The following is a 25,716-nucleotide window of genomic DNA, read 5'->3' on the forward strand; positions in this document are numbered from 1 at the left end:
AACTGCTACACTGCTGCAAACGACGGAGAAAATCTGATTGTTCTTGAGTTCTTCGCCGTCGGTGATTAACCGTCAGCAGTTATTTTTTGTGCTGTCAAGGGTGGCGTCCGGCTACCTCAATCTAAATATCTGCATTTTTCAAGGTTCATCTGAGCCTATTTTTTTGACCCAGTTTTTTCATAGATTATTTGACACTATCTACAGAATACTCTCACCGCGAATTGACTTGGAGGCTCTGTTAACTACGAATAAAAGTACAAGGCTGACAAGACTCTTCAGCATACTTATCGCAACTGAAACTGAATAACCACCACTTCCCATTGCCATGTTATAAACATACAGATCAAGAACCTGAATATAATCCTTATTAAATGCATTCTGGAAAACGTAGTATTGTTCCATTCCGTTGTTCAGGAAATTCGCTACATTTAATACAAGAAGTACAAAATATGTAGGGAGCAGACTTGGTATTGTTATATTCCAAATGATCTGCATTCTTGTGGCACCATCTACTCTTGCTGCCTGAATCAGTTCATCATCTATACTGGAGATTGCTGCAATATACATGATTGCTGCCCATCCGAGATTTTTCCAGGTAAGCCATAACCACTGTGTAAACCATACATGTGATGAGGATTGAAGGAAAAGTATCGGAGTCGTGATCAAACCTGCCTTTGTAAGAAGTGAATTCATCATTCCGGTACTGTTAAACAGTGAGAATGCTATTGAATAAACCATTACCCAGCTTACAAAGTTAGGAAGAGTCGTTACTGTCTGAACGAATTTTCTAAACTTGACACCTTTAATTTCATTAAGAAATACAGCGAAAAGCATTGGTAACCAGCTTGTTCCAAGTGTAAGACCACTCATTGCGAATGTGTTTTTCAATACCTGTATGAGCTGTTTTACCTTTACATCACTACTAACAAGTGAAGCAAACCATTTAAAACCGACAAAAGCACTGTTTGCCAAAGTTTTTGGTGGCTTATAATCATAGAATGCATACAACCATCCATAAAGCGGGTAATAACTAAATAGTAAAACCAACACTATAAATGGAAGCACTAATAGGAAAAGTTGAAATGAATACGCTTTTTTCTTTGTCAATTGGCACCTCCCTGTTTATCGAGCTTTAGAAAAACTCACTAGAATACATTTAAATATTAGCCTCTTCAAATCATGCTGGTCTATTCATATATTGTCATTTTGCATATAATTATTGCTATTAATCATTTAATTTTATGCATATTATTGACATATTATTTTTAAAGCGCTTAAAATAGTCCATGATTCGTTATTTTTTACTAAATATGTACATGTTTTATCTCAAAAGTGTACAATTTATCTCGCTTAATGTTTAATGGAGGACAGAAATGATATTTTATGTAGACACAAATGCTTTTCGTGATGGTGACGGTTCTGAAACAAGACCTTTTAAGACAATCAATGATGCAGCAAAAATTGCTAAAGCAGGTGATGAGGTTGTAGTAAGACCGGGTATCTATAGAGAACATGTAATCCCTGTTAATTCAGGTACGGAAGATGCAAGAATTACATATCGCTCCGAGAAGCCTCTCGAAGCTGTTATTACAGGTGCCGAGTTAATTACCGGATGGAAGAAAGAAAAAGGTACTGTTTGGAGCGCAAGAATAAGTAATTCCATTTTTGGTGATTTTAATCCTTATAAAGAGCGCGTTTACGGCGACTGGTATTTTTCACCTAAAATTCGTCACACCGGTTCTGTTTTCATCAATGATCTGATGATGTACGAAACAGATTCATTGTCCGAATGTGAAAAAGGCGAACCGGATCCCTTCGCATGGCATCCTAAGGAAGCAATGTATTTATGGTATACAGAGCAGGACAAAGATGAGACCGTAATTTATGCAAATTTCCACAAGCTGGATCCCAACAAAGAAAAAACCGAGATTACTGTAAGAAGAAACTGCTTCATGCCTGATCAAAACGGTATCAATTATATCACTGTAAGCGGTTTTGATATTACAAAAGCTGCTACAACATGGGCTCCTCCCGCAGCATATCAGGATGGTATGATCGGACCTCACTGGAGTAAAGGATGGATTATTGAAGACTGTGAAATAAGCAATAGCAGATGCTGTGGTATTTCACTTGGAAAATATCTTGATCCCGAAAATGATATGTACTTTACAAAGCATCATGTAAAGAGTCCTACCCAGATGGAGCGTGATGCTGTCTGCAGAGGTCAGTATCATGGCTGGTTAAAGGAGAACATAGGACATCATATTGTAAGACGCTGCAATATTCACCATTGTGAGCAGACAGGTATTGTTGGAAGAATGGGCGGCGTTTTCTCAACTATTGAGGATTGCCATATTCATCATATCTGCAATTCACAACAGCTCGGTGGCGCAGAAACTGCCGGCATTAAACTCCATGCAGCAATTGATGTGACAATAAGAAGAAACCATATACACGACTGCATTATGGGTGTATGGCTTGACTGGCAGGCTCAGGGTGCAAGAGTCACTCAAAACTTTATGCATGACAACTGCAGACCTGAAGGAATCCAACAGGCTCCCGGAGCAATGTTCAACACAGATGTATTCATCGAAGTTGGCCATGGTCCCACTCTGATTGATAACAACCTTCTGCTTTCACCTGTTTCAATTACTATACCAAGTGAAGGTATCGCTGTTATCCACAACCTTATACTTGGAAGCTTCAGCCTGATAAATTCGGGTGTGGACAGCATTGTAAACGATCAAAGAGAGCCCAGATACACTCCTTACCACATTCGTCACCGCACCGAGGTTGCCGGATTCATGACCATCCTTCACGGTGATGACAGAATTTACAATAACATTTTTGTTCAGCAATATAAGATTACAAATAAGGAAAAGACCGCTGCAGATGCAGATTATGAGGTAGTAGGAACAGCTCCGTTTGATATATTCCCCACATATGAGGAATGGAATGATCAGTTTGATTTTGAAAAGAACCCTGATATGGGTGGCCTTGCAAAAGCACACTTTGGTCATCTCCCTGTCTGGGTTGACGGTAATGCATACTTTGGTGGCGCAACTGTTTATCATAAAGAAAACAACAAACTTGTAGACACTAAATCCAAGGTATCAGTTTCAATAACTGAAAAATCCGGAAGCTGGTTCATCAAATCAGACTTATTCAATAAGCTCGGTGATTTTTCATGTGATATTCTCACTACAGAATCACTTGGAAAAGCCTTTGAACCTGAACAGTACTTTGAGAACCCCGATGGAACCCCTATAACCTTTGATAAAGATTACTTTGGAGCTCACAGAGATCCCTCAGCGATTCCCGGACCTTTCCTTGCAGGTGGAAACAGTAAGGAAATACTTGTGTATAAAGATTAATCGATCCTACAATGTAGCTGTTTTATTTTCGGCTATATCATTTAAATAAAATTTGTAAAAACAAAGCCTTCCCAAACTGCGGGAAGGCTTTAATATTTCTTTCAGACTGCTAAATGTAACAGCTGTGTAGCAATAGTAAAATATGCAAGAAGTGATATAGCATCCACAATTGTTGTGATCATAGGAGATGCCATAACAGCGGGGTCAAAACCAAGCTTATCTGCACACATAGGCAACAGGCATCCTATACTCTTTGCAATAATTACTACAAGAACCAGTGTAAGGCAAACAACTGCAGCAACAGAAACTGCCAGTCTGTCAATCACCAGCAATTTTACAAAATTTGCAACGGATAGTGTTATTCCACAAAGGACTGCGACACGGACTTCTTTCCACCAGACCTTAAATATATCTGCAAATTCAATCTCTCCAAGAGACAAACTACGAATAATAGATACACTTGCCTGAGATCCCGCATTACCACCGGTATCCATCAGCATTGGGATATAAGCTGTAAGTACCACATATGCAGAAAGTGCATCTGAAAACTTTGTAATAATAGCCCCTGTAAAGGTTGCACTTATCATCAAAAATAATAGCCATGGCATTCTGTTTTTATAAATATCGAAGATTCCTATACGGGAATAAGGCTTATCTGAAGGGATAATAGCTGCCATCTTCTCGATATCCTCAGTTGCCTCTTCTTCGATGATGTCGACAACGTCATCAATGGTGATGATACCGATCATTCTATTCTCGTTATCCACCACAGGCATGGCTGTAAAGTCATACTTCTTGAACATGTTGGCAGCTTCTTCCTGGTCAGTCATAGTATTTATACTAATGACCTTGGTGTTCATGATGTCACCGATTTTTTCTTCTCCATCCTTTATGAGAAGATATCTGAGCGCTACTGTTCCTACCAGTATTCTCTGGTTAGTAACTACATAACAAATATTAACTGTTTCTGAATCCAGACCTATCTTCCGTATTCTGGCAATTGCCTGAGAAACTGTCATATACTCTTTAAGATCAACATACTCTACAGTCATTATTGAACCTGCAGAGTCCTCAGGGTATCTCAAAAGATGATTGATGTCTGCTCTTGTATCAGGTCTTGCATTAGCAAGGATTTTCTTTACGATACTGGCTGGCATCTCCTCCAAAAGATCCGTCGCATCATCAGCCATCAGGTTATCGATAATATTACCGGCTTCTTTATCTGAAAGAGACTGAATGATATATTGCTGATCCTCAATTTCAAGGTTGGCAAAGACATCCGCAGCCATGTCCTTAGGCAGAATGCGGAACATCTTCAGTGAGTCTTCGTTTTCCATATCATCCATGATTGCAGCGATATCAGCAGTATTCATGTCCGCAAAAGCTTGGCGAAGCTTAGTATACTGCTTGCTCTCGATGAGGTCACGGATTACGTCCATGATTGTATTTTCTTCCATGGAAATCTCCTTTCGGTGTGGTTTTTAATTAAGTTCGTACTTCGAGGCACAGGTTTATCGCTACATATATGATTGTCCTGCTTCATTTAACCACCACCCTTCATTTGGAGATTTCCCGATATGCGGGATATTTTGAAAAAGACTGTTCCGGATTCATTGAAAACTATCATAGTTTAGAGAAACTTTGGAACACCCTTTAGTTTAACACATTTAGAAAAAAAAACCATTATTAAGTAAAAATAATGAATAAAAAACTGAATTCATCTGCATGCTTTTCTGTATGCAAGCTATAGAAAAACGAGCAACAAATCTTTGCTGCTCGTTTAATCTATAATTTATATAAAATTGTTCTTATGAAACTTACATGCTCTCGTGGCAGGTTCTGTTAATTACGTCAAGCTGCTGCTCTCTTGTAAGGTCGATGAACTTAACAGCATATCCTGATACACGAATTGTGAAGTTAGCATATTCAGGCTTTTCAGGATGTTCCATAGCATCCTTAAGCTTTTCAACACCAAATACGTTAACGTTAAGGTGATGAGCACCCTGATCAAAATAACCATCCATTACACTAACAAGCTTATCTGCACGCTCTTCATCATCATGTCCAAGAGCACCAGGGTTAATTGTCTGTGTATTTGAAATTCCATCAAGTGCATACTCGTAAGGAAGCTTAGCAACAGAGTTAAGTGATGCAAGAAGTCCTGACTGCTCTGCGCCATATGCCGGATTTGCGCCGGGTGCAAAAGGTGCGAATGCAGGTCTTCCATCCGGAAGAGCACCTGTTGCCTTACCGTATACTACGTTAGATGTAATTGTAAGGATTGATGTTGTAGGCTCAGAGTTTCTGTATGTATGATTCTTCTTAACCTTTTTAAGGAAAGTCTTAAGAAGCCATACTGCTATCTCGTCTGCTCTTTCATCATCGTTACCATATTTAGGGAAGTTACCCTCAATCTTGTAATCAACAACAAGACCTGACTCATCACGGATTGTCTTTACTTTTGCATACTTGATAGCGCAAAGAGAGTCAACAACATGTGAGAATCCTGCAATACCTGTTGCAAATGTACGACGAACATCTGTGTCGATAAGAGCCATCTCAGCTGCTTCGTAGTAGTATTTATCATGCATATACTGAATAAGGTTCAGGATATTTACATAAAGGCTTGCAAGCCAATCCATCATCTTATCATATTTGTGCATAACCTCATCATAATCAAGGTATTCTGATGTAATAGGTGCATATTCAGGACCTACCTGCATATGATTGCCCTGCTTATCAAGGAATTTCTCATCCTTACCACCATTTATAGCGTAAAGCAGACACTTTGCAAGGTTTGCTCTTGCTCCGAAGAACTGCATCTCTTTACCTGTCTGAGTTGCTGATACGCAGCAGCAGATGCTGTAATCATCACCCCATACAGGACGCATAACATCATCATTCTCATACTGGATAGAAGATGTTGTAACTGAAATCTTAGCAGCATACTTCTTAAATGTCTTAGGAAGTCTTGATGAATAAAGAACAGTAAGGTTAGGCTCAGGTGAAGGTCCCATATTCTCAAGAGTATGAAGGAAACGATAGTCATTTTTAGTAACCATGTGACGACCGTCCATTCCAAGTCCCCCAACCTCAAGTGTTGCCCATACAGGATCACCTGAGAACAGCTGGTTGTAGCTGGGAATACGTGCAAACTTAACCATACGACACTTCATTACAAGGTGATCAATAAGTTCCTGTGCCTCTGATTCTGTAAGTGTACCTTCCTTAAGGTCTCTTTCAATATAGATATCAAGGAATGTTGAAACACGTCCAACTGACATTGCAGCACCATTCTGAGTCTTAATAGCTGCAAGATATCCGAAGTATAACCACTGAACAGCTTCTCTGGCGTTGTTAGCAGGCTGAGAAATATCAAATCCGTATACTTCAGCCATTTCCTTCATTCCACGAAGTGCTCTGATCTGCTCAGCTATCTCTTCACGCTGACGGATAATATCATCTGTCATAACTCCGCATCCGCAAAGTGCAAGATCTTCCTTCTTCTGCTCGATAAGGAAATCTATACCGTAAAGAGCAACTCTTCTGTAATCGCCTACGATACGTCCACGTCCATAAGTATCCGGAAGACCTGTAACGATATGGCTGTGACGTGCTGCCATCATCTCAGGTGTGTAAGCATCAAAAACTGCCTGGTTATGAGTCTTATGATACTCTGTAAAGATCTTGTGGAACTTTTCATTTACCTTATAACCATAAGTATCAGCAGCCTGCTCAGCCATCTTGATACCACCATAAGGCATGAATGCTCTCTTAAGCGGCTTATCTGTCTGAAGTCCTACTACCTGCTCAAGATCCTTCATGGATTCATCAATGTATCCGGGACCATAAGCTGTTAAGCCTGATACAACCTCTGTCTCACACTCAAGTACGCCGCCGTTCTCACGTTCCTTCTTCTGAAGCTCCTGAAGCTTACCCCAGAGCTTATCTGTAGCTTCTGTAGCGTCTGCAAGGAAGCTCTCATCACCATCGTACATAGTGTAGTTATTCTGGATGAATTCTCTCAGATTAACTTCATCCGTCCACTTGTTACCTTTAAAACCTCTCCATTGTTCTTTCATAAATCTTCACTCCTCTCTATTGCGTTAACAAACCACCCTCAGAGTCTATGTAAAGCTGCTATCGCAGCAAAAATAAATAATTTTGGTTTATATTTTCCCTGTTTTACTATATATAGTATATGGGAATTAACAAACCACAAGATATATTTTTTTACTTTGACACCAATTCGTATTGTCACATATACTGGCTCACTTTTCAACTAAAATCCCATAAAAAAAGCCATAGCTGATAACTTTTGTCAACTTTGGCATTTTTTTAACATAATTTATGTATATAGTTGTTACTTTTTTAACTTAAATTTGCTCCGAGAATTTTCTTGGCGTTTTCTATCCTGTCAGATGAAGGTGCTTCAACACCCTCAAGCTGATATGGAATACCAAGCTGCTCCCACTTATACTTTCCGAGTGAATGATAAGGCAATACATCTACTCTTTTCACATTGGATAGCGTATCAAGAAATTCTCTTGTCTTTTTAAGATAATCATCATTATCTGTGATTCCTGGTACAAGCACGTGTCTTATCCACACAGGTTTTCCTATCTCTGATAAATATCTGAGGCAGTCCTTTATGTTCTCATTCGGTTTACCTGTAAGCTTGATATGCTCCTCATTATCTATATGCTTTATATCCACAAGCAAAAGATCTGTATTATCAAGTAACTGATTAAACTGTGAAAAGAAAGGTTCCTGTCTGGTAAATGGCTCAGCAGCTGTATCAATACATGTATTGATTCCTCTTTTTTTAGCTTCTGCAAAAAGCTCATTTAAAAAATCCAGCTGAAGCAGCGGCTCTCCACCACTTACTGTAATTCCGCCCTCTTCTCCCCAGTAGCTCTTGTATCTCTCAGCTCTGTCCAGAAGCTCTTCAACTGTTCTTACATCATCGGATTCAGGATTCCATGTGTCTGCGTTATGACAATACTTACAACGCAGATTACATCCCTTTAAAAATATAATAAATCGAACTCCGGGTCCATCTACTGAACCAAAAGTCTCTATTGAATGGATTTTTCCTTTTGTCATTGGGTTTTCTTAATCCTCGTTATCTAAATTAATTCTTCCAGTCCTCGACCTGGTTACTAAGCCACTTGGCAAACTCATCAATTCCTTCACCTGTCTTGGCACAAATAGGAATAATCTCAGCCTTGGGATTTCTCATATGAATGTATTCTTTACATTTTTCAAGATCGAAATCAAAGTATGGAGCAACATCAATCTTATTTATAAGAACCACATCACAAATGCTAAACATTAAAGGATACTTAAGAGGTTTATCATGTCCCTCAGGAACTGAAAGGATCATGGCATTCTTTGAAGCTCCTGTATCAAATTCTGCAGGACATACAAGATTACCTACATTTTCCAATATTGCCAGTTCTACATCTCCTTCAACAAGAGCATCCAGGCCCTGTCTTGTCATATCAGCATCAAGATGGCACATTCCACCTGTGTGGAGCTGGATTGCTTTTACACCGGTTTCTGCGATCTTTTTTGCATCAACGTCAGAATCAATATCAGCTTCCATAACCCCTATCTTATACTTATCCTTAAGGGCTCCGATTGTTGCTTTAAGAGTTGTTGTCTTTCCTGATCCGGGTGATGACATCAGATTAAGAAGAAAAATTCCTTTATCTTTAAGTTCCTTTCTAAGAAGCTCAGCTCTCTCATCATTACTTTCAAACACACTTCTTTTAAGCTCAATTACTCTGGTACTCATAACTAATCCTTTCAAAAATAATATCTAAAATGTTTTATCAATCTATTTATTTGCTTTTTTCTTGTCTTTCTTTACTTTAGATTTATCCTTAGTCTTTTCCTTAGACTTTTCTTTTACCTTTTCGGCAGTATTCTCTCTATCAAACACTCCCGCTGATCCCATTGCTTCGTTGATAATTTCCATATCATCAGTATTCATAAGATCTGTGATAACGGGATGGTTTTCGATAAATGAAGGATCTACATCTTCATCCTCAAAGCCCTTCTTCATGGCAGGAAGGCGATACTTTCTCTCATAGAGATCAACTGCAATCTCAAACTCCTGATTCTTTTCCTCTTTCAAATGCTCAATATACTCATGTGTATCGAACAATCCTTCGCTTACTTCCAGGAGACATACTGCTATATTGCTACAATGATCAGCAATTCTTTCAAAATCCGTACCAAGTTCTGAAAGGCTAAAACCTATGTCGATGGTGCATTTACCTTTTCTTAAACGTCTGACATGTCTTCTCTTCACTTCCATATTAAGACCATCTATGACTTCCTCAAGAGGCTCAACGGATTTAGCAAGCTTTAAATCCTGATTTTGGAAGGACTGGAATGACAGATCAACAATTTCCTTAACGGCATTTGAAAAAATACGAACTTCTTCACTCGCCTTTGCTGAGAAATGTTCATTTTTCTCATGCATGTTACGGGCAATCTGTGCAATATTAAGTGTATGATCACTTATTCGCTCAAAATCTGTTATACAGTGAAGTATTATTGAAAGTGTTCTTGAATCAGTCTCTGCAAGGTGATGATTGTTGATCTGCATAAGATAAGTACCCAGCTGATCTTCATATCTGTCTACCTTTTCTTCGAGGCGTCTTACTTCATCTGCAACCTCAGCTTCATAGTTTTCCAAAAGAGGAATAGCCTTTTCAAGCCCCTCTCTTGCAAAGCTTGCCATATCAACAGCAACCTGTTTAGTCTGTTCCAATGCAAAAGGCGGATTTGAGAGGAATCTGGGATCCAGTTTTGTGATTCCCTGCATCTCCTCCTGCTCTTCTCTTTCCTTCTCATCAATCGGAATAGTAGAAAGTGCCATCTTAACAAGCAGTCCTGAGAAAGGGACCATGAGAGGTGTTGCTACCAGATTTATAAGGGTGTGAATTGAAGCAATACCAACCATTCCTGCTGTCTCATGCATAAAAGCAAAATCAACTGCTGTATGGATAGCATAGAATATTATCATGAAAGAAACTGCCTTGATCACATTAAAGTACAAATGCATAAGTGCTGTTCTTTTACCATTTTTGTTAGCTCCCAGTGAAGAAAGAATTGCAGTTATACAGGTACCCACCTCAGCACCTACTACAACCGGAAGAGCCACACTATATGGAATATGAACAGATGCAGCCAAAGCCTGCATAATACCTATCGTTCCCGCAGAGCTTTGAATTACCATAGTGAAAAGAATACCTACAAGAAATCCTACAACAGGGTTACTGAAGGTCATAAGTACACTCTGAAATCCAGTATTGTCTTTAAGCGGTGATACAGCCCCTGACATCATACTCATTCCGTACATCAGAACAGAAAAACCAATAAGTATTAGACCAATATTATTCTTTTTATCATTCTTTGAAAACATGTAAAGAACTATACCGATTATTGCTAAGAATGGAGTAAATGAAGTTGGCTTTAAAAGATTAATAAGAAAATTGTCGCTGCTTATAGCATTCAAACTCAGCAACCATGCGGTAAAGGTTGTACCAAGATTCGCTCCAAGAATAATATTGACAGCTTCCTTAAGTGTCATTATCCCTGAGTTAACAAGACCAACAACCATTACAGTTGATGCTGAAGATGACTGAACAAGTGCAGTAACTCCTACACCAAACAGATATGCAATGATAGGATGAGCTGTCACTTTGCTCAGAGCCATCTCAAGCTTTCCACCGGCAGCCTTGGTAAGACCACCACTCATTACATTCATACCATACAGAAACAGAGCTAATCCTCCGAGAAGCCCTGCAATTAACGAAAACAAATCCATTGAATTCATCCATACCTCCTACTTTTGGGTATTACGTAATAATATGCCTCTTTCCTCAACTGTATCGTAACTGAAATAAAGTCAAATATCAAGCACCATTCTCACATACTTACCAAATTGAGCTTTAGATGGTTCAACTTTTATCCCATCATGGTATTCCTCCCCATAGATGTTTTCTTCTATATCCACTTCTTCTACTTTAACAAACCCCAGCTTTTCACAAAGATGAATAGAAACCAGATTCTCAGCCTTTACAAAAGTCTGCATCTTCTCAAACTGAAGAATTTCCCTTCCATATCTTATGATTGCACTGCACACCTCAAAGGCATATCCCTGACGCTGATATTCCGTACCTATTAAAAAACCAAGCTCCACATCATTGAAGCCGCTTCTTATACTAAACCCGGCACGGCCAATAATTGCGCCATCCTCTTTCCTGACAACGGTCCATGTTCCGAATCCCAAAAGTCCGTATACTTTTTCAATATAATCTCTTGTATACTTTTTCTCATCTTCAGGGTTCTTGAATAGTCCCTCCATATATCTTGTCATCTCGGGATCTGCATATATTTCATAAAATGTATCCACATCCTCAACTGTGGTTTCCCTTATCAGACAGCGCTCTGTCTGCAATATATTCCAGGGAAGATTGGCGTATCTCTGATAGGCCTTTTCATATGAATCAGCCACAACTTCTTCAATATCAGTAAATACATATTTTAATCCCGGAAAAATCTCGCTCTGATTTTCTTCATGCTGTATTCCAACGACATAGGCTCCGCTGCATAACAGGATTTCTGCAAGGTCGGAAGAATCTGTCATAAAAAGAATATTCCCAAGATTGTCCTCACTTGTTCCCTCCATAATTCCGAGAAGGAGCTTTTCTTTAGTCTGAATAAGCATGTCCGGATAAACTATCCGGCTCTTGAATCCCAGATCTGTCAGATAGTTAGATGCACTATTAATTTTTTCGCTGATATTAACATCAGTCTGATATTTTAAGACAAAAATGATTTCCCTAAGCAACTTTTCTATACCTCATCTATATTGTATAATTAATCGCAGTTTTCTACCATGAAAACCGAAATAAATAAATTTCAGATGAACCATGAATAATAAAGGAGAAAATAATGGCTGAAACTAAAAATCCTATTGTAACTATTACCATGCAAAACGGCGATGTCATAAAAGCTGAGCTTTACCCCGAGATTGCACCTAATACTGTTAACAATTTCATATCCCTTATAAACCACAATTTCTATGATGGTGTTATTTTCCATCGTGTTATAAAAGGTTTCATGCTTCAGGGTGGTGATCCTGAAGGAACAGGTATGGGTGGCCCCGGCTATTCTATTAAGGGTGAGTTTTCACAGAACGGCTTTAAGAATGATCTTCTTCATACTGAAGGTGTTCTTTCAATGGCACGTACACAGATTCCTGATTCTGCAGGTTCACAGTTCTTCATTATGCACAAAAATGCGCCTCACCTCGATGGAGCCTATGCTGCTTTTGGTAAGGTAATTGAAGGAATGGATGTAGTAAATAAGATTGCCGAGACTGAAACAGACTGGCAGGACAGACCTACCACCGAACAGGTAATGGAAAAAGTAACAGTTGAAACATTTGGAGTAACTTATCCGGAACCGGAAACACTTTAAAAAAGCCCCTAAAAAGGGAGGATGCCAAGGAAACTCATGTTTCCTTGGCATATTATGAAAAAGTTATTTTTATTGGTATTGCCTTTCTTCATCTGACATCTTTAGTATACCGAAAATAAATGTCTAAGAAATAATCTGGCGTTAATAGTCTTTTAACGTTTTATGAACAAAAAATGAACGGGCAAATTCACTGCCCGTCCACATAAACGTCTATTTTTTATCTTTTGGAACCATGATCGTCACGGCTTTATTCTCATTTCTGATATCTACATATTTATGCTCTCCACCAAACTCGCCATCTCTGGTCCATGCAATGCTTTCCTTGGATTCAAATATAATGTGCTTTGTCTTAAAGCAGTACATAAGCTCTGTATTGATATCTCTGTTTATGAAAGCCGCCATCAGATTACTCATATCCAGCATATTATCCGGGAGCTTAACCAATGTAACCTCAAAGACACCATCATCCAGCTTGATATGCTTACCGGTAATATCCTTAAATCCGCCTACTGACATTGAGTTTGTAACCATTCCGAAAACAAAATCATCTTCAATCACACCTTCATCTGTTGTGACCTTCATATGATAGGAACGAATTTCGGACAAACGTCTTGCGCCTTCTATAATATATGCCATATGTCCAAGAACATTTTTGATATCCTGCTTGGTAAGGTATGAAACATCCGTAAACAGCCCAAAAGCTGCAATGTATACAAATGTATCCTCATTCATTACACCAATATCACAGGCATACTCTTTTCCATTTACCAGGGCTTCTGCTGAAGCATGCATAGCTGAAGGTATTCCAAGACTCATGGCAAAATCATTTGTGGAACCGGCTGGAACATACCCAATAGGTATTCTTTTCTCAGATTTCCACATTCCGTATACCACTTCATCAAGAGTTCCATCACCTCCACTGCAGGCAACGATGTCATATCTGCTGTCCCTGTTTCTTACTACTTCTATGGCATCACCACTTTCCTGAGTCGGGTATACAGTAACTTCATAATCTGCTTTTGAAAAAATATCTATAATATCCAGCAAATTACTTCTTATTCGTTCCTTGCCAGCCTTTGGATTATAGACAAAAAGCATATTTCTTTTGCTCATACATTCCTCCATAATTCGATAATTTGAACTAAGAGTACTTTTTGCTCGCCGCTGCTAAATTTTTAGCATTAAAATTTATCAAGTCCGCAAGTTCACATCTAAAGCGGGGTCTTTTAATCGTGTTTGAACAGATCCTTGCATAGCAAGGGACGTGTCATAGAAAATACCAACGGAATTTCCTCATAATAAGATTAAAAAACCGGTTACATTCATTATATAGAATGTAACCGGTGCTTTCCACAAATTTATTAATTAAGAAAGCTGCAGGTTTCCCATCAAAAAACTTTCCATTCCTGCTACTGCATCCTTTTCATCAGAACCATCAGCAATTACAGTAACTTCCTCACCGCTGCTAAGGCTAAGTGTCATCATTCCCATGATGCTCTTCGCATTAACTTTCTTTGACTGTGCTTCAATGTGTACTGTGCTGTCAAAACGACTGGCAAGTTGAACCAACTCGGCAACTGGACGCGCCTCAAGTCCACCTGGAAGCTTAATCTCGATAGATTTTGTGATCATAAATTCCTCCTCTTACTGCAGATATCGCAGCCTCACTCAACCTCTAATCTTGTCTGCGAGCTCACTTAGTTTTCTAAGCCTATGATTAACACCTGATTTACCTACAGGTGGATCAAGGTATTTCCCAAGCTCCAACAATGTTGCATCCGGATATTGCAGCCTGACTCTTGCCATATCTTCAAGACCCTTCGGAAGATTCTCGAATCCGTAATGATCTCTTAAATATAATATATCAGTAGTCTGTCTCGAAGCTGCATTGACTGTTTTGGTTATATTGGCCGTTTCGCAATTAACCCTTCTATTTATGGAATTGCGCATTTCCTTGACTATGCGTTCATTTTCCATATTCATAAGGCTTATCGGAGCTTCCATTACATTGAGCATATCTACTATAGATGTACTCTCTTTAATATAAACGACATAATACTTCTTTCGCTTTACAATTCTTGCTTCTATGTCAAAGCTCTCTATCATCTGTTTCAGATCATCAGCAAATTGCTTTGATACACATGCAAATTCTAGATGATAAGACTTACTTGGATCGCTGACCGAACCAATACATAAAAATGTGTCTCTTAAAAATGCTCTCTTACAACAGGACTGCTTAACTAAACTATGACTTATTCCATCCTCAGCTGTCCTGATATTTCCGTCCTCATCAGTTATATGAATCGACTTTAATATAGAAGAAATCTCTCCTCTGCCTTGAAGTACAAGTTGATAAACCTTACCTCCAATATGCTTTTGAGTCATTTTATCGAACACGCTAGCCTCTATATTAAATGCTTTTTTTAGGATTGTAAAGAACTTTCTAGTCTGAACCTCTGAATCAGCTTGCAAAAACACAGTGTACAAGCCGTTTTCATCACATTCGACTGCACCACATAACAGAATGAGTGCAGATAGTTCAGATAATTGACAATGACGAGGCGAGGCAATCTGTTTTGCCAGCTCATTTTTTACATCACTTGAAAATGACATGGTTTTCACCTAACATGCTTCAAATCTCGGTGATAAATCTTAACACCAAAATCGTCTTCTTCCTTAAGTCTCTTATATATCTCATTGGCTATTGTAACTGATCTGTGCTGACCTCCGGTACATCCTATGGCAATGACAAGCTGATATTTACCTTCATTTATATAGCCCGGCATAAGGAATTTAAGCATATCCTCCAGTTTGTCAAGGAACTGTCCGCATTCTGGAAAGCTCTTAACATAATCCTGAACCGGTTTGTCATTACCTGTCAGGTGCTTAAGATCATCAATATAAAATGGATTTGGTAAAAATCTCACATCAAATACGAGATCCGCATCTGACGGAATACCATGCTTGAAACCAAATGAAAGCACCGTAACCATGAGATTCTTATGTTTCTCATTAGAGACGAATATTCTCTCCATCTCCGCCTTGAACTCACGGGTTAATAGCTGAGAAGTATCAATTATATAATCTGCCTGCTTACGAAGTTTTGCCAACATGGTTCTTTCTTTATTTATTCCGTCTTCAATTCTTCCGTCAGGCGATAACGGATGCCTTCTTCTGGTCTCCTTATATCTTTTAACCAAAACTTCATCTGAGCACTCAAGAAAGAGTACTTCAACAGGAAGCCCTCTTTTCCTAAGCTCTTCAATTACTCTGGGAGCATCTTCAAATCTTTGTCCTGATCTTACATCCAGACAAAGTGCAACCTTTTGAACCTCGCTATCAGGCAGAGTAATAAGTTCAGCAAATTTTTCAAACAGGCTTGGCGGCAGGTTATCAACACAGTAAAAACCTGCATCCTCAAGCATGTGAATTGCAGTGGATTTTCCACCACCGCTCATTCCAGTAACAATAACTATTCTCATTTTTCGAAATCTCCCAAAAGAATCACTTCCGGTGAAAGCTTAACTCCGGATGATTTAAATACCTTTTCCTGAATATCTGATATCAGTCTATATACGTCTTCTGATGTAGCATTCCCCTTATTTATCACGAATCCGCAATGCTTCTCAGAAACCTGTGCACCCCCTACTGAATATCCCCTAAGCCCGGCATCCTCTATAAGTTTACCGGCAAAGTATCCCTCCGGTCTCTTAAAGGTTGACCCTGCGCTGGGATATTCAAGTGGCTGTTTGGAAATACGTTTTTCCTTGAGCTCATTCATAAGGCTTTCGATTTCGTTTTTTTTGCCCTTTTTAAGCTCAATATCACAGCCTGTAATTACATAATTTTTCTTTTTAAATATGCTAGTTCTATATCCAAATTCCAGTTCATCAAGATCAAGTTTCCTAAGTGAAGCGTTTTCATCAAAGGCATATACACTTCTAACCACCTGTTTCATTTCTCCGCCGTAGGCTCCTGCGTTCATCACAAGAGCTCCACCAATAGAACCCGGAATTCCGTGTGCAAATTCAAAACCGGTCAACTCATTGTCTCTTGCCAAATTGGCTACTGCTACATTAAGAGCTGCTGCTCCGGCCTTTATATGATTATCCCCTGTCATACTGCATTTTGAAAAGTCTCCGCAAAGTGACAGGACTACCCCTCTGAAACCTGCATCTGAAACCAAAAGATTACTACCGTTTCCCAAAACATAGTAATCTTCCTTTGGCTTCATTTTCATCTCTTTCAAAAGATTGAGAATACTAACCAGTTCCTCATCGGAGCTTATCTTTATAAAATAATCGGCAGGCCCACCAGTTCGAAAAGTGGTGTGCCTGCTCATATCTTCATTTTTTATGATGCTGTCTTCCGGAAGTATTCCGGCAAGTTTTTCATCTAAATCAAATCTCATAATACAGAATCCAAAACAAGTTTAGCTGCTCCAAAAATTCCTGCATCATTTCCAAGCTTAGCAAGAGCAAACTTTGTTCTCTTAGCACCCGGGAATACATACTTTTCAAAAGAAGGGCGCACAAGATCAAATAAAATATCTCCTGCCTTGGAAACACCGCCACCAAATACGATAATCTCAGGATTGATGGTTGATGCGATCATTGCAAGTCCTTTTCCAAGGTAATCGCCATAACGCTTAAGTGCCTCATTAGCAAGGTTGTCTCCATTTTTAGCTGCATCAAAGATATCCTTACATTTGAATTCTTTTCCGCGAAGAACACAGTCCTCATCGCTCTCCTCAAGAAGTCTGTTCATCAGAAGAACTGCTCCGGTAGCACTTGCATACTGCTCAAGACAACCCTTGTTACCACATCCGCAGGTAGCTGTTTCATCATCATTAATATGAATGTGACCTATCTCTCCGCCTGCACCTGTTGCACCATTAAATATCTTTCCTTTGTGGATAATTCCTCCACCTACACCTGTACCAAGTGTAACCATAAGCATATCTTTGTAGCCCTGGCCACCACCCATCCAGTATTCGCCAAGTGCTGCAACATTTGCATCATTACCGCACTTAACGGGTATCTTTACAAGATCATGGAGCTCATGCTTCATGTTGAATTCGCTCCATCCAAGATTAACTGCCTTAAAAATTGTTCCGTCATCACTGAAGGGTCCGGGTGCTCCTGCACCTACTCCTACAACCTGAGAATCCTTTATTCCTCTTTCTTCCATCTTTTTTCTTATTGATTCTGCTATATCAGGAAGAATATTTTTTCCTTCGTCCTCAGTTCTTGTGGGAATCTCCCACACTTCAATCTTGTGTCCATCCATGTCAAGGAGTCCGATCTTTACGGTTGTACCACCTATATCAACTCCAAATACATAGCTCTCCAATAAACTGTTTCCCTGGTTTTCCATACAAAAACTTCCCCTATCTTAATTTATTAGTCATCATCCTCGCGGCTCTTGGCAAGCGAGTTCTGTACTCTGTTGTAAAGTTCCTGAGCAGCATTGTAGCCCATCATCTTCTGTCTGTGGTTAACTGCCGCAGATTCACAGATAATCGCAAGGTTTCTACCCGGACGGATAGGAATCCTGTGACATACTATTTTGTTTCCAAGATACTCTGTATATTCTTCCTCAAGACCAAGTCTGTCATATTCCTTGTCTTTATCCCACTCTTCAAGTTTGATTGCAAGATCAATATTCTGAGTATCACGTACACTCGAAACACCAAACAAAGTCTTAACATCGACAATACCAATACCACGCAGTTCGATGAAGTGTCTGGTAATATCGGGAGCTGTACCGATAAGTGTTACATCACTTACCTTCCTGATCTCTACTACATCATCAGATACAAGTCTGTGTCCTCTCTTGATTAATTCAAGAGCAGCTTCTGACTTACCAATTCCGCTTTCACCGGTAATAAGAACTCCGACACCATAAACATCCACCAATACACCATGAATAGAAATGCAGGGTGCAAGCTCAACATTCAACCATCTGATTATCTCTGCCATAAATGATGATGTGGGCTTCTTGGTTACCATGATCGGAACCTTTTCCTCAATCGCAATTTTTACAAATACGGGATCCGGTATAAGATTTCTGCAGAAAACAACACATGGAATATCAAAAGAAAGGAACTCCCTATAAACACGTTCCTTCTCTTCAATCGGTATGGATTCCATGTAAGTATATTCAACGAATCCAATGATCTGAAGTCTTGTTGCTTCAAAATGTTCAAAATAACCCGCCAGCTGAAGTGCCGGTCTGTTTATATCAGGTTGATGGATCCTTATCCTGGAAATGTCCAATTCAGGTGTAAGATTTTCCAGCTCCATCTTTTTAATAACTGTTTTTAGCTTTACCGTTGACATTCGATACCTCCCTCTAACTTACCACAGTTTAGCACAAACACTGGGCTTTTACAATTCAGCGGAATGAAAGAATTCATAGATCTGCCTTGCCTGATTCTCAGGAATTTCAGGTACTTGTTTTAGAGTTTCCACATCTGCATTTCGAATATCCTCAATGGATTTAAAATGTCTCATCAAAGCTTTTCTTCTTGCAGGACCAACTCCCGGTATCTCATCAAGTGAGCTCTTTACCTGCGCTTTGCTTCTAAGAGATCTGTGGTATTCTATTGCAAATCTGTGAGCCTCATCCTGAATTCTTGTTATCAGCTTAAAGCCTTCTGATCTTCTGTCGATTGGCAGTTCTTCATTATTAAAATACAGGCCTCTTGTCCTATGGTTGTCATCCTTAACCATACCGCATACCGGAATGTTTATACCAAGCTCCTCCAGCACCTGCAGACAAATATTCACCTGACCTCGTCCACCATCCATGAGAATCAGATCCGGGAACTTCGTAAAACTTCCATATCTTGCATCTATTTCCCTGACTTCAAGCTCGTGTCTTTCCTCAAGACCATGCATCAGTCTCCTCGTCAGCACTTCTTTCATACATGCATAGTCATCAGGTCCTGACACGGATTTAATCCTGAACTTTCTGTAGTCACTTCGTTTCGGTTTACCTTTTTCATAGACTACCATGGAACCTACATTTGCAAAGCCACTGATATTTGAAATATCATATGCTTCCATTCTTGAAAGTCCTGTAATACCCAGGAGCTTTTCTATTTCCTTGACCGCTCCTATTGTCCTTCCTTCTTCACGCTTTAGCCTCTCCTTATCCTTGCTTAGAACAAGAGCGGCATTTTGGGCGGCAAGCTCCATCAGTTTTTCTTTCTGGCCTCTCTCCGGAACCTTTAGATATACGCGGCTGCCCTTTCGCTGAGTGAGCCACTTTTCAATAATGTCCATATCCTCAATCTGTTCCGGAAGCATAAGTTCTCTTGGTATAAAAGGAGTTCCGGCATAGAACTGCTTTACAAAATTCAGCAGTATCTCCTCCTGGGGATTTTCAGATACATGTGTCATATAAAAATGTTCTCTGCCGATAAGTCGTCCGTCTCTTACAAAGAAAACCTGCACAACTGCATCGTTTTCATCTGAAGCAATTGCAAGAATATCCTTATCCTCCATTGCCTGATCAGTCATCTTCTGCTTTTGTGCAACCTGTCTTACACTTGAAAGAAGATCTCTGTAGGTGGCAGCTCTCTCAAAATTCAGTTCTTCAGATGCTTCTTCCATCTTATCAGTGAGGTCTTTTATTATCGGAGCATAATTTCCCTCAAGGAAATCCAATGCTCCCTGTATTCTCTTGGCATACTCCTCTTTTGAAATTCTCCCATCGCATGGAGCAGAGCATCTGTTCATATGAAAATTCAGACATGGCCTGTCTACCCCGATGTCCCTTGGCAAAACTCTGTTACAGGTTCTGAGTCCATAAATCTTATTTATGAGTTCTATTGTGTCTTTTACTGCAGCTGCACTGGTAAAAGGACCAAAATACTTGGACTTATCCTTTTTCATAAGTCTTGAAAACAGTATTCTTGGAAACTCCTCTGAAACCGTTACCTTTATGTAAGGGTAAGTCTTGTCATCCTTAAGCATAGTGTTATAGCGCGGGCTGTTTTCCTTAATAAGGTTATTCTCAAGGACCAGCGCTTCAAGCTCTGAGTCAGTTACAATATATTCAAAGCGCGCTATCTGTTGTACCATTCGATCTATCTGAGGTCCTCTTCCTACTATTTTTCGAAAATAAGACCTCACACGATTGTGCAGGTTTACAGCCTTCCCGACATACATTATGGTGTCATTTTCATCTCTCATAATGTAAACACCCGGCTGATTAGGTAATTTTTTTAATTCTTCCTGAACGTCAAATTTTTCTTCCATACTCTTTATAATATCAGAAAGGCTGCCGCAGCGCGGCAGCCCACAAAACTTTTAATTATTTTTACTTATCAAAGTTATCAGGAACATGTGAGAAACGTCCGCCTGAAGGCTGTTCCTTATCATCATTCTCTGATACGACATTCTGACTGTTTCCGGTAGTAATTGTCTGTCCGCCGTCATCATTCACTTCAGCTTCAAAAATACTACCTACTGTTCTTTGCTGCATCATGTTTTCAAAAGGAGCATTTACCTGATTGTTATAGCTTTGCGGATTAGCATAACTCTGCTGTCCGTACTGAGCATTATCAGGTGTTGTCTGATTCTCCGCAGGAAATGAAATAGTCTCTTCCTTTGGTTTTTTCTCCTTAATTGGAACATTTTCACCTACTGCTGCAGATTCAGGTCTTGTAGCATATATTCTACCGTGCTTTGAAGCCTCTATCTCCTCTTCAGTAGGTTCCGGAATATTCTCAACCTCACGATAGATAGTCATGAATTCCTTACCGGTAATAGTTTCCTTTTCGATAAGGAACTGAGCAATCTTATCCATTGTGTCGATATGATCACGGATTATCTGCTTAGCCTTCTCGTAACAATCAGCAAGAAGCTTCTTTACTTCCTCATCTACAAGATACTCGGTCTGAGGACTGCAGTTGAGCACTCTGTTTCCGTCCAGATATCTGTTCTGAATGGATTCAAGCTGCATAAGTCCGAATTTATCACTCATACCAAACATTGTAATCATGCTTCTTGCCATTGATGTTGCTTTTTCTATATCATTCTCAGCACCGGTTGTTACTGTATTAAAGATAACCTCCTCAGCAGCACGACCTCCGAGAGATACGATAATGTCATCAACAAGCTCGTCTTTTGTCTGAAGATATTTTTCATCTTCAGGTACCTGCATAACATATCCAAGTGCTCCCATGGTTCTGGGTACTATGGTTATTTTCTGTACAGGCTCTGTATTCTTCTGAACAGCACTGATAAGAGCATGTCCAACCTCGTGATAAGAAACTATCTTTCTCTCTTCTTTACTGAGGATTCTGTCCTTCTTTTCTTTTCCGACAAGAACCTGCTCAACAGCTTCCATAAGATCCTGCTGGCAAACATATTCTCTGTGTGCCTTAACCGCATTTATCGCAGCTTCGTTTATCATATTAGCAAGATCAGAACCTACTGCACCGCTTGTAGCAAGGGCTATTGCCTTAAGATCTACAGTCTCATCCATTTTGACATCTTTTGAATGAACCTTAAGTATTTCCTCACGTCCCTTGAGATCCGGCTTATCAACAATAACTCTTCTGTCAAAACGTCCGGGTCTGAGAAGTGCCTTATCAAGTATTTCAGGTCTGTTTGTAGCTCCAAGAACAAGTACACCCTTAGATGAATCAAAACCATCCATCTCTGAAAGCAGCTGGTTCAGAGTCTGCTCACGCTCTTCATTTCCACCGCCATACTTGCTGTCACGGCTTCTTCCGATAGCATCTATCTCATCAATGAAAATAATACAAGGAGCATTCTTACTGGCTTCTGCAAAAAGTTCACGAACACGGCTTGCACCGACACCTACATAAAGCTCGATAAAGTCTGAACCCGCAAGAGAATAGAAAGGAACATGCGCCTCTCCGGCTACTGCTTTTGCAAGAAGTGTCTTACCTGTTCCGGGAGGTCCCACAAGCAGTGCACCCTTTGGAAGCTTTGCACCGATTTTCACATATCTTCCGGGATTGTGAAGGAAATCAACAACCTCAACAAGGGATTCTTTTGCTTCATCCTCTCCGGCAACATCCTTAAATGTAACCCCTGTCTCTCTCTGCATGTAAACCTTTGCATTGTTTTTACCGATACCAAGGGGGCCACCGCCTTTAGACATACGTCTGAATACGAATGACAGGATGAGCCACATCAGCAGTATTGGAAGAACATAATATACTGCAAATGAAATAATAGCGCTGGAGGAATCAGGTACTTCACTGCTTACCGGTATGCCTGCATCCAAAAGTCTCTTTGTAAGAGTGGAATCATCCTCCGCTTTTCCTGTGTAATAATTCATTACGGTAGTAGATCCGTAAAAAGGATTGTATTTAAGTTGATCAGAACTTACTTTGGGGATAATTGTTATCCTGTCATCCTCTATTACTACGCTCTCAACTTTCTTTTCAGCGATCATCTGAATAAATTCAGAATATGTAACCTCCTTGTTACTGGTAGAAGTTACTGCTCGCATGAAATATGTCATAAAGAGTACTGTAACCAGAGCAGCGACAACCAAAAGCAATATATTTTGCTTCTTGGGACCGTTATCTCCTCCTCCGGATCCATTATTGTTGTTATAATTGTTATCCATTGCTTACCTCTTAAATATTGTATTTCGTTCTATTATAAGTATAACAAAATCATAAATCAATTGTGCACATGTGAAATTGAGGACACAATTATTAAATTTTTATAAACTTAAAACGCATTGTTTACTTCAGATAAATCTGAAATTCATAGCTTCAATGAACTCTTCACTAAAAGAATCCGTCTCAGCAAGAACTAAGTCTTTTGACTTTTCTGCTATATTCTTAATGATCAATTCTGTACTGCTCTGTAAATCCCGGACATCTTTATCAGGACTATTTATATCTTTTCCATCAGGATGTACCGTAGTTTCTATAAGCTTTTCGCAGCCCAAAAGTGAAGTATTTCCTACGCAATCTATTACCCCTCCTCTTAAAAATTCTTCCGGAAACATATTAAGATATCTTATTTTTTCTGTATCAAGATGCTCTGAAAAGCCTCCTGCCAGAAATACCTTATCTATTTCACCGGCTCTACAGCCATGAGCTTTAAGCAGGCTGTCTATCCCACTCCTTATAGCGGCCTTTGCCAGCTGTACTGCACGAATATCTTTTTGAGAAAAAACAATCTCTTTTCCATCAGCTGATGAATATAGTCTTATTCCATCATCAAACAGACCATCTATAAGAAGTCCTGTCTCATCTATGAGTTTTGTTCTGCAAAGCTCTGAAACCAGTTCGAGTACTCCACTTCCGCAAATTCCTCTGGGTTCTTCATTTTTTATAGTCGTAATATCTGCTTCATATCGTTTTCCATCAGTTTTGTCTAAAGTAACATGCTCAATTGCCCCGGGTACCCCAGCCATTCCACAGGAAATTCCTCCACCTTCAAATACTGGTCCTGCTGCGGTAGAACATACACTTATATTCTCTGAATCAGCGACTGCCATCTCTCCATTTGTTCCAAGATCGATCAGCATGTATTTCTTATTTGCAGGAATTTTATCAAATGAAAGAGAATACATTCCCGACACTATATCAGCTCCAACAAATGCAGATATTCCGGGAATTATCACAACATTTATGTTTTCACTGTCACCAAAGTCACCAAGTAGTCCGCTTCTTATCTTTTCAGGCATTTGAGATAATTTTGTTACAGGGTAACTGAGTCTTACCGGTTTATAAGGCGATTTTCCAAGCCCCTCACAGCTATCTCCCATAAGGATGTGAAGCATTGTTGTATTTCCAGCTATGACTATAGTTTTAAGCACAAAATCCTTCTTATCATATCTGTCTTCATAAGCTTGTTTGTCTGAGATAAAAATTCCAAGAAGCTCTGTGATAACCTTCCTTAGATCATTTATGACAAGTTCCTGCAGCTGTTTGGCTTTCCCACTGCAATCTGCCTGGATACGACTGATGACATCTGCACCATAAACAGCCTGGCTATTCATGGTACTTGTTTTTTTTACGGTATTACCTTTATTTAATAAAGACGCTGCTATCGTGGTTGTACCAATATCAATCGAGATACTGTAAAAATCATTTCCGCAAATATTATTTTCTTCTATATCAGAGACATTCGCTCCCTTCCCGTATAGGCTTTCATTTCCTGTCTTGCTTTTCCTATCTGATAAGTAATCGCTGTCTTTGACTGATATATTTTCACTGTCAGAAATAAAATAGTCTCCCAAGCTCTCCAGCACTGCATCATGCTTTATCAACGCTCTGCATGATAATCTGTAACCATTATTAAGCTCTTCCTCCGATAGAAATTTCCTGTCTGCTACCGTGACCGCTGATGCACCGCTTTTAAATCTGACAACACATTTTCCGCATCTGCCCATCCCTCCACAGGGCATGTTACGTACTATTCCTTCCCTTATGAGTAACTCAGAAAGAAGGGTCCCCTCATTTATTACATAGCTTTGTCCTTTATAAACTAATTCACATTTCTTCTTCAAATAGGCTCACCGATCTAAAAATGATTTCTTTTCTCATACTCCATAGAATATTGAATTTGTTCAGGAATTCGAAATTCGTATTGGACCAGGTCCTCGCAAAGCGAGGGGCATGTCCTGTAAAAACAGGATTCTTTAACGCTTTTTCCTTATTGCGTTCAAGAAGTCATGCAATACACCTACTATTATACTATAAAACGAGAATACAAATATGCTATTTCACTAATAAGTATTATTTATCTGTTATTTTATCGTTTTAGATTGTTTTTGTTCGCATCTCGATGTAACTTGTATTTCAATAATTACAAAAAATGGCAATTTACTATAT

At 39.4% G+C, this 25,716-nt stretch carries 19 protein-coding genes; 2 read left to right on the top strand and 17 right to left on the bottom strand.

Going from position 1 to position 25,716, the window contains the following annotated elements; genetic code table 11:
* Nucleotides 1-198 precede the first annotated feature (198 nt).
* Nucleotides 199-1,107, bottom strand: a complete 909-nt coding sequence (locus G622_RS0100005) for an ABC transporter permease subunit (protein WP_026508973.1) — start codon at nucleotides 1,105-1,107, stop codon at nucleotides 199-201.
* Between the two features lie 266 nt (nucleotides 1,108-1,373).
* Between G622_RS0100005 and G622_RS0100010 the strand changes: the two genes are divergently transcribed.
* On the top strand, nucleotides 1,374-3,374 hold the full coding sequence (locus G622_RS0100010; protein ID WP_026508974.1) for a right-handed parallel beta-helix repeat-containing protein: 2,001 nt from the start codon (nucleotides 1,374-1,376) through the stop codon (nucleotides 3,372-3,374).
* Nucleotides 3,375-3,475: 101 nt separating this feature from the next.
* Here G622_RS0100010 and mgtE read toward each other — a convergent pair whose 3' ends face one another.
* From mgtE to G622_RS24155, 6 genes are all read right to left on the bottom strand, one after another.
* Nucleotides 3,476-4,831 (bottom strand): magnesium transporter, encoded by a 1,356-nt coding sequence (gene mgtE / locus G622_RS0100015; protein WP_026508975.1) that lies wholly within the window; start codon nucleotides 4,829-4,831, stop codon nucleotides 3,476-3,478.
* Between the two features lie 360 nt (nucleotides 4,832-5,191).
* Nucleotides 5,192-7,456 (bottom strand): formate C-acetyltransferase, encoded by a 2,265-nt coding sequence (gene pflB / locus G622_RS0100020; protein WP_026508976.1) that lies wholly within the window; start codon nucleotides 7,454-7,456, stop codon nucleotides 5,192-5,194.
* A 289-nt stretch (nucleotides 7,457-7,745) separates the two neighbouring features.
* On the bottom strand, nucleotides 7,746-8,480 hold the full coding sequence (gene pflA / locus G622_RS0100025; protein WP_026508977.1) for a pyruvate formate-lyase-activating protein: 735 nt from the start codon (nucleotides 8,478-8,480) through the stop codon (nucleotides 7,746-7,748).
* A 28-nt stretch (nucleotides 8,481-8,508) separates the two neighbouring features.
* Nucleotides 8,509-9,174 (bottom strand): hydrogenase nickel incorporation protein HypB, encoded by a 666-nt coding sequence (gene hypB / locus G622_RS0100030; protein WP_044914080.1) that lies wholly within the window; start codon nucleotides 9,172-9,174, stop codon nucleotides 8,509-8,511.
* A 42-nt stretch (nucleotides 9,175-9,216) separates the two neighbouring features.
* Complete coding sequence (locus G622_RS21085; protein ID WP_155831383.1) at nucleotides 9,217-11,226, bottom strand: Na/Pi cotransporter family protein; 2,010 nt, start codon at nucleotides 11,224-11,226, stop codon at nucleotides 9,217-9,219.
* 72 nt (nucleotides 11,227-11,298) lie between these two features.
* Complete coding sequence (locus tag G622_RS24155; protein WP_049945617.1) at nucleotides 11,299-12,243, bottom strand: GNAT family N-acetyltransferase; 945 nt, start codon at nucleotides 12,241-12,243, stop codon at nucleotides 11,299-11,301.
* 104 nt (nucleotides 12,244-12,347) lie between these two features.
* On the opposite strand from G622_RS24155, the gene G622_RS0100045 reads away from it, so the two are divergent.
* Nucleotides 12,348-12,875: a peptidylprolyl isomerase gene (locus tag G622_RS0100045; RefSeq protein WP_044914079.1), complete on the top strand. Its 528-nt coding sequence runs from the start codon at nucleotides 12,348-12,350 to the stop codon at nucleotides 12,873-12,875.
* Between the two features lie 210 nt (nucleotides 12,876-13,085).
* On the opposite strand, the gene G622_RS0100050 is transcribed toward G622_RS0100045, so the two are convergent.
* The 10 genes from G622_RS0100050 to G622_RS0100095 form a co-directional block, all read right to left on the bottom strand.
* Nucleotides 13,086-13,988 (bottom strand): diacylglycerol/lipid kinase family protein, encoded by a 903-nt coding sequence (locus G622_RS0100050; protein WP_026508980.1) that lies wholly within the window; start codon nucleotides 13,986-13,988, stop codon nucleotides 13,086-13,088.
* A 252-nt stretch (nucleotides 13,989-14,240) separates the two neighbouring features.
* The gene (locus G622_RS0100055) at nucleotides 14,241-14,507 is read right to left on the bottom strand and encodes an HPr family phosphocarrier protein (protein WP_026508981.1); all 267 of its coding nucleotides are present in this window, start codon (nucleotides 14,505-14,507) and stop codon (nucleotides 14,241-14,243) included.
* Nucleotides 14,508-14,543: 36 nt separating this feature from the next.
* Nucleotides 14,544-15,488, bottom strand: a complete 945-nt coding sequence (gene whiA / locus G622_RS0100060) for a DNA-binding protein WhiA (RefSeq protein ID WP_026508982.1) — start codon at nucleotides 15,486-15,488, stop codon at nucleotides 14,544-14,546.
* Between the two features lie 5 nt (nucleotides 15,489-15,493).
* Nucleotides 15,494-16,357, bottom strand: a complete 864-nt coding sequence (rapZ, locus tag G622_RS0100065; protein WP_026508983.1) for an RNase adapter RapZ — start codon at nucleotides 16,355-16,357, stop codon at nucleotides 15,494-15,496.
* Nucleotides 16,354-17,286 (bottom strand): UDP-N-acetylmuramate dehydrogenase, encoded by a 933-nt coding sequence (gene murB / locus G622_RS0100070; protein ID WP_026508984.1) that lies wholly within the window; start codon nucleotides 17,284-17,286, stop codon nucleotides 16,354-16,356. Before murB ends, rapZ begins: the two co-directional genes overlap by 4 nt.
* Nucleotides 17,283-18,251, bottom strand: a complete 969-nt coding sequence (locus G622_RS0100075; protein ID WP_242832924.1) for an ROK family glucokinase — start codon at nucleotides 18,249-18,251, stop codon at nucleotides 17,283-17,285. Before G622_RS0100075 ends, murB begins: the two co-directional genes overlap by 4 nt.
* A 26-nt stretch (nucleotides 18,252-18,277) precedes the next feature.
* Nucleotides 18,278-19,216 (bottom strand): HPr(Ser) kinase/phosphatase, encoded by a 939-nt coding sequence (gene hprK, locus G622_RS0100080; RefSeq protein ID WP_026508986.1) that lies wholly within the window; start codon nucleotides 19,214-19,216, stop codon nucleotides 18,278-18,280.
* A 48-nt stretch (nucleotides 19,217-19,264) separates the two neighbouring features.
* Nucleotides 19,265-21,142 carry an excinuclease ABC subunit UvrC gene (uvrC, locus tag G622_RS0100085; protein WP_026508987.1) on the bottom strand — a complete coding sequence of 626 codons (1,878 nt, stop codon included), beginning with the start codon at nucleotides 21,140-21,142 and terminating at the stop codon, nucleotides 19,265-19,267.
* Between the two features lie 61 nt (nucleotides 21,143-21,203).
* The gene (gene ftsH, locus G622_RS0100090; RefSeq protein ID WP_026508988.1) at nucleotides 21,204-23,492 is read right to left on the bottom strand and encodes an ATP-dependent zinc metalloprotease FtsH; all 2,289 of its coding nucleotides are present in this window, start codon (nucleotides 23,490-23,492) and stop codon (nucleotides 21,204-21,206) included.
* Nucleotides 23,493-23,618: 126 nt separating this feature from the next.
* Nucleotides 23,619-25,391 (bottom strand): ASKHA domain-containing protein, encoded by a 1,773-nt coding sequence (locus G622_RS0100095; RefSeq protein WP_044956884.1) that lies wholly within the window; start codon nucleotides 25,389-25,391, stop codon nucleotides 23,619-23,621.
* Between the last annotated feature and the right edge of the window lie 325 nt (nucleotides 25,392-25,716).

It is taken from the genome of Butyrivibrio sp. LC3010, assembly GCF_000424385.1.
GTDB lineage: Bacteria > Bacillota > Clostridia > Lachnospirales > Lachnospiraceae > Butyrivibrio.